General features: G+C 73.4%; 7 protein-coding genes. 5 read left to right on the top strand and 2 right to left on the bottom strand.

The genetic code is table 11. The annotated features are described in order from the left end of the window. Positions 1-2 precede the first annotated feature (2 nt). The 3 genes from ACVNF4_RS31005 to ACVNF4_RS30995 are packed head-to-tail and all read left to right on the top strand — an operon-like array spanning position 3 to position 2,598. Positions 3-731, top strand: a complete 729-nt coding sequence (locus tag ACVNF4_RS31005; RefSeq protein WP_461806206.1) for a lysostaphin resistance A-like protein — start codon at positions 3-5, stop codon at positions 729-731. 8 nt (positions 732-739) lie between these two features. Beyond that, on the top strand, positions 740-2,002 hold the full coding sequence (locus ACVNF4_RS31000; protein ID WP_461806205.1) for a sensor histidine kinase: 1,263 nt from the start codon (positions 740-742) through the stop codon (positions 2,000-2,002). After that, positions 1,954-2,598, top strand: a complete 645-nt coding sequence (locus ACVNF4_RS30995; RefSeq protein WP_461806204.1) for a response regulator transcription factor — start codon at positions 1,954-1,956, stop codon at positions 2,596-2,598. The genes ACVNF4_RS31000 and ACVNF4_RS30995 overlap by 49 nt, the downstream gene beginning before the upstream one ends. Positions 2,599-2,602: 4 nt before the next feature. Here ACVNF4_RS30995 and ACVNF4_RS30990 read toward each other — a convergent pair whose 3' ends face one another. Next, positions 2,603-3,496, bottom strand: coding sequence for a CPBP family glutamic-type intramembrane protease (locus ACVNF4_RS30990; protein WP_461806203.1), 894 nt, complete (start codon positions 3,494-3,496; stop codon positions 2,603-2,605). 334 nt (positions 3,497-3,830) lie between these two features. Continuing rightward, on the bottom strand, positions 3,831-4,673 hold the full coding sequence (locus tag ACVNF4_RS30985; RefSeq protein ID WP_461806202.1) for a helix-turn-helix transcriptional regulator: 843 nt from the start codon (positions 4,671-4,673) through the stop codon (positions 3,831-3,833). Positions 4,674-4,818: 145 nt separating this feature from the next. Here ACVNF4_RS30985 and ACVNF4_RS30980 point away from each other — a divergent pair, with 145 nt between their 5' ends. Both ACVNF4_RS30980 and ACVNF4_RS30975 read left to right on the top strand, forming a co-directional pair. Beyond that, positions 4,819-5,598: an NAD(P)H-dependent oxidoreductase gene (locus ACVNF4_RS30980; RefSeq protein ID WP_461806201.1), complete on the top strand. Its 780-nt coding sequence runs from the start codon at positions 4,819-4,821 to the stop codon at positions 5,596-5,598. Positions 5,599-5,698: 100 nt separating this feature from the next. Further along, the coding region (locus ACVNF4_RS30975; protein ID WP_461806200.1) for a DEAD/DEAH box helicase at positions 5,699-6,082 on the top strand (384 nt) is incomplete at its 3' end.

Below are 6,082 nucleotides of genomic sequence, written 5' to 3'. Positions count from 1 at the left end.
ACCTGGTGGTGGCCTTCATGGCGGCAGGCGCCCTCGGCGCTGTTCAGCCCGCGACCGGCATCTCCGAGGAGGTCGTCCAACTCACCCAGTTCGGCCCGGCGTTCGGCGTCGGAGTGGCGGCGGTCCTGTGGCCCGCCCGGACCCGGGAACTGCTCGTCGGAGTCAAGACACAGCGCGACGACAGCACGTCACTCCTCCTCGCCCCCTTCGCGATCATCGCCCTCTCCGCAGGCCCGTACGCCCTGCTCACCGGCGCCGCCCACGCCACGGACCCACGCACCCTCCACCACGCGTTCCCGCTGATCGTCGTCGCCCAACTGGTCGGAGCCTGCGGGGAGGAGATCGGCTGGCGGTGCTTCCTGCAACCCCTGCTGCGCACCCGGTACACCGCGCTGGGCGCGTCCGTGGCGGTCGGTGTGGCGTGGGGGCTGTGGCATGTCCAGGTGCTGGCGCAGGCCCCGGCGTACGCGGCCGGGTTCCTGCTGGCGACCGTCGCCATGTCGGTGCTGCTGGGCCTCGCCCTGGAGTCGTCCGGGGGAGTGCGGCGGCTGTTGCTCGCGGGCGGCTTCCACACGCTCGTCAACCTCGGGATGCTGCTGTTCATGGACGAGGAGACCGGCCGCACGGCGCCGATGGTGCTGTTCGGGCTGGCGTGTGCGCTGGTGGCGGGCGTTTGGGTGCGGCGCGCAAGGGTGGCTACGATCACGGCGGGACGGGCCGAGGGGGCGTGAGGGGGACAGTGCTCGGACGACGAGACGCGGTCGCGCTGGGCCGCTGCGAGCTGATCTGGCTGGCGGGCATCCCCGCGACCGGCGCCGCCCTGCTGGTGGCCGCAGCCCTCACGCTGCTCCCGCTGGGCATCGGCTTCCTGCTGCTGCCCCCGGCCGCGACGACCCTGCGCCGCGTCGCCGACCGGCACCGGGACCGCACCGCCCGCTGGAGCGGCCGGCCCCAGGACACCCCCGAGCCCCTGCCGCAGGGCACCTCGGCACGCCGCACCAGCGCCGCGATCCTCGGCGACGACGGCTTCTGGCGCGACCTGCGCTGGTCCCTCCTGGAGCCCTGGGCGGGCGGCGTGGTCGCATCGGTGCCGCCGATGCTGGTGCTGTACGGGGTGCTCGGCGCGTGCGTCCAGCCGTTCGTGTGGCCCTGGCTCGGACCCGGCAACTGGTACGCCTTCGTACCGGTCGTCTCCACGGCGACGATGCTGGCCGCCCTCCTGCTGGGCCTCGCCTTCATCGCGGCCGGCCTGCGCCTCGCACCCCCCATGCTGGACCTCTCCGCCCGCCTCACCCACCGGCTGCTGGCGCCCCCGCGCAGCGCGGAACTGGCCCGCAGGGTCGTCCGGCTCACCGACACCCGGTCCGCCGCGCTCGACATCCACGCCGCCGAACTCACCCGCATCGAACGCGACCTGCACGACGGCGCCCAGGCCCGCCTGGTCGCCCTCGGCCTCACCCTCGACGAGGCGACCCGGCTGCTGGCCACCGACCCGCCCGCCGCCCACGCCCTGCTGCTCGACGTCCGCGCCACCTCCGAACGCGCCCTCCAGGACCTGCGCGACCTGGTCCACGGCATCCACCCGCCCGTCCTGGCCGACCGCGGCCTGACCGACGCGATCCGCTCCCTGGCGCTGGACAGCCACCTGGACGTCGACGTGCACGCGGGCCTGACGGGACGAATGCCGGCGCCCGTCGAGTCCGCCGCCTACTTCGCGGTGGCCGAACTCCTCGCCAACGCGGCCAAACACGCGCGGGCCACCCGCGCCGGCATCACCCTGGCACACGACGGCGCCCGCCTGCGGATCACCGTCACCGACGACGGCGTCGGCGGCGCCGATCCCTCGTCCGGCACCGGCCTTGCGGGACTGCGGCGCCGGCTGGACCCCTTCGACGGCACCCTCGCCCTGGACAGCCCCGTCGGCGGTCCCACCCTCGCCACCCTGGAGATCCCGTGCGCATCCTCCTCGCCGAAGACCTCTTCCTCCTCCGCGACGGACTGACCCGCACCCTGCGCGAGCACGGCTGCGAGGTCGTCGCCTCCGTCGACAACGGCCCCGAACTGGTGCGCGCGCTGGCGGAGACGGAACTGGACGTCGCGGTGATCGACATCCGGCTCCCCCCGACCCACACGGACGAAGGACTGCGCGCCGCGCTGGAGGCCCGCCGCGCCCGCCCAGGCCTGCCTGTGCTGATCCTCTCCCAGTACGTCGACCAGCTCTACGCACACGAACTCCTCGCCTCCGGCGAGGGCGCCGTCGGCTACCTCCTCAAGGACCGCGTCACCCGCACCACCCAGTTCCTCGACGCCCTGCGCACCGTGGCCGGCGGCGGGACCGTGATGGACCCGCAGGTCATCGCCAAACTCCTCACCCGCAGCGAGAAACGGGGCCGCGTCGCCGCCCTGACCCCCCGCGAGCACGAGGTCCTCGCCCTCATGGCCGAGGGCCACTCCAACGCGGCGATCGCCGGCACCCTGCACTTCAGCGAGAGCGCGGTCACCAAACACACCGCGTCCATCTTCACCAAGCTGCACATCGACCAGTCCCCGCACGCCAACCGCCGGGTGCTGGCGGTGCTGGAGTACCTCAAGGCGTGAATTTTCAGGAGTTTCGGCGCGCGACCCGCCCGCACACCACGAACACGGCGGTGGCGACCAGCACATACGCCGGGACGAGCAGCACCGCGTCCGGCGTCAACTGCTCCACGGACCAGCCCGTGCGGCGCTTGCCGCTCTCCAGCACGATCCGGTTGACCGTCAGGAACGTGAGGTGCGCCCCGACCGAGGTCCACAGCGGCGCCTTCACCAGCGCGGTCCTCGCCGCGACCAGCATCAGCCCGAACACCGGCAGCAGGACGAGATACTCGACCGGGTCCTGTCCCTCGGGCACCAGCCCCACCGACCCGGGGTTCCCGCCGATCAGCCGCGCCACCCCGGCATGCACCACCGACGAACCCCCCGGCACCAGCAGGAACACCGCCGTCGCCCCCAGCGCCGAGGCCGCGCCGCCGAACCGCCCGCGCAGCGACGTCCAGCTGTAGCCGCGCAGCGTCGTCTCCTCCGGCAGCGCCTCCAGCAGGACGGCGACCACACCGTTGGAGAGCAGGAACCCGGCGAGGGCCACGAGATCGACCCGCCCCCACCGCAGCATGCCGGCCGCCGTGCCCGCGCCCAGGACGAGCGCCGCCGACACGGCCGTCACCCCCACACCGGTCAGGAACGCCCGCGCGCCGTACGCCCCACCCCCCAACCCCAGAGCACCCGGAGTCGCGAAGAGGAGGATCAGCGGCACGGCCAGCGCGGTGACGAGCACCGCCGGGATCAACCGCGCGGCCAGGCCGCCGACGCCGAGGCCGTCCGCCAGGACGGGACCGAGCGCGGTGCCCGCCCCGAGCGCCACAGCCATGACCAGGCCGCCGCCCAGCGCCCGGACCACGGCCCGGGGCCGCCCGGACACGGGTACGGAATCCGGCGCGCGGAGACGGAGGAGAGACACGGAACCTCCCGGTACGGGGATCACTGAAGGGAGCACCGAGGCAGTCGCGAGGCCCTGCCCCAGGTACCCGTCCAGTCTCAGCCGCCCGGCCGGACGTGATCTCGTCGAAGCGGATGAAACCGCTGTACATCCTTCGATGTAGCAGCAGGTCAGCGCGGTGCGATCACTAGGCACCCCGGCTGAATACGTACCCGGACACAGGGTTTCGCGGAGGCCCCGACAGTCACCGGTGAGCTTGGGGCGCGGTGACGGTGTGAGCACCGTCGTACCTCCGACCGCTGTCGCCACCTTGCCCGCTCCCGACTCCGCCGGCGAGACCTTCGTGCGCCCCTGGCTACTCCGACACCTTCGCCACCTCTTCGTCCGCCCCCTTCTCCGCCCCCAACCCCGCCAGCAGCCGCAGCCCGTCCGCCCCCGCGCTCCCCGGAGGTGCCGACAGGACCAGCAACTCGCGGCCGCAGTCGTCGGGGAGGGCGAAGTTCTCCTGGTGGAGTTCCAGGAGGCCGACGAGGGGGTGGCGGTACGCCTTGCGGCCGTGTGTGCGGGCGCGGACGTCCGCGCGGGCCCACAGGCGGCGGAACCGCTCGCTGCCCATGGACAACTCGCCGACGAGGGAGGCCAGTCGGGGGTCGTCGGGGTGGCGGCCGGCGGCGAGGCGGAGGTGGCCGACGACGTCGAGGGTGCAGTTCTCCCAGTCGGGGTAGAAGCCGCGCTCGTCCTCCTCCAGGAAGAGGTGGCGGGCGGTGTTCAGCCCTGGCAGCGGGCGGCCGTAGAGCAGTTCGGCGAGGTGGTTGCCGGCGAGGATGTCGAGGCGGTGGTTCACGATCATCGCGGGGGCGTCGGGGACCAGCCCGAGGACTCGGAGCAGCTCCGGCCTGAGCCGCCCGCCCGGCGTCTTCGTCCGCCGCCGGGGCTGCCGGGCGAGCCGGTGCAGATGCCCGCGCTCGGTGTCGTCCAGTCCGAGGACCCCGGCGAGCGCGTCGAGGACCTGCTCGGACGGCTGCGTCGCCCGACCCTGCTCCAGCCGGACGTAGTAGTCGACGCTGACCCCGGACAGATGCGCGACCTCCTCCCGGCGCAGCCCCGCCACCCGGCGCCGGCTGTCGGTGGGGACGCCGACGGCCGCCGGGTCGACCCGGGAACGCCGGGTCCGCAGAAATCCCGCGAGATCGTCCATGCCGCCCAGTATCACGCCGCCCGCGCCCGCGAGGGTGGCCCTGCCGGTACCAGGAAGTCCCGTCCTACGGAAGCGGCGCCCCTGAACACCGGACGCGGAACCCGCCAGCATCGACGGCACCGCATCCGGTCCGAAGGAGCACCCCGTGAAAACGCTGATCGTCCACGCACACCCCGAGCCGAACTCCCTCAACGGCTCCCTCAAGGACCTCGCCGTGTCCACCCTGGAGGCCGCCGGGCACGAGGTCCGGGTGAGCGACCTGTACGCCATGAACTGGAAGGCCGCCGCCGACGCCGCCGACTACGGCGCGGCCGCCTCCACCCCGCTACGGGTCGCGGCCGACTCGGGCCGCGCCCTCGACACCGGCACCCTCACCCCGGACGTCGTCGCCGAACAGGAGAAACTCCTGTGGGCGGACACGGTCATCTTCCAGTTCCCGCTGTGGTGGTACAGCATGCCCGCCATCATGAAGGGCTGGGTGGACCGCGTGTTCACCCACCACTTCGCGTACGGCGTCGGCGAGCACAGCGCCACCCACTACGGCGACCGCTTCGGCGAAGGCACCCTCACCGGCCGCCGCGCCATGCTGTCGGTGACCGTCGGCGGCCCCGAGTCCCACTACGCGGCCCGCGGGATCAACGGACCGCTCGACGACCTGCTGTTCCCGATCCAGCACGGCATCCTCTACCACCCCGGCATGGAGATCCTCCCGCCGTTCGTCGTGTACCGCGCCGACCGGCTCACCGAGGACGACCGCCCCGAGCTGACCAAGGCGTGGCGCCAGCGCCTGCTCACCCTGGAGGAGACCGAGCCGATCGCCTACCGCCGCCAGAACTTCGGCGACTACGAGATCCCCTCGCTGCACCTGAAGGAGGGTCTGGAGCCCGCCGGACGCACGGGGTTCGGGCTGCACGTACGCGGCTGACCCGACGGGGACGGCCCCCTGACCGGGCCCGTGCTAGCGTTGGGCATTTGCATCCCCGCCGCGCCTTCCTCGGTACGGTCCCTTCGGAGGAAGGCTCACTGTGAGCGAATCAGCACGTCCCGGCACGCCGACCTTCGCGGAACTGGGCCTGCCCGCCGACATCCTGCGGGTCCTCGGCGAACACGGCGTGACGGTCCCGTTCCCCGTGCAGGCGGCGGCCCTGCCGAACGCGCTCGCCGGACGGGACGTCCTGGGCCGGGGCCGCACCGGCTCCGGCAAGACGCTCGCCTTCGGCCTGGGCCTGCTCGCCCGCACGGCCGGACGCCGCGCGCAGCCCAAGGAGCCGCTGGCCCTCGTCCTCGTCCCCACCAGGGAACTCGCCCAGCAGGTCGGCGAGGCGCTCACCCCGTACGCCGAGGCGCTGCGCCTGAGGCTCGCGACCGTGGTGGGCGGTGTGTCCGTCGCCCGGCAGGCCGCCGCCCTG

The sequence above is a fragment of the Streptomyces sp. S6 genome, from assembly GCF_054880855.1.
Note: the sequence above shows the minus strand (reverse complement) of the source record. Positions and strands in the feature narration are given on the sequence as shown.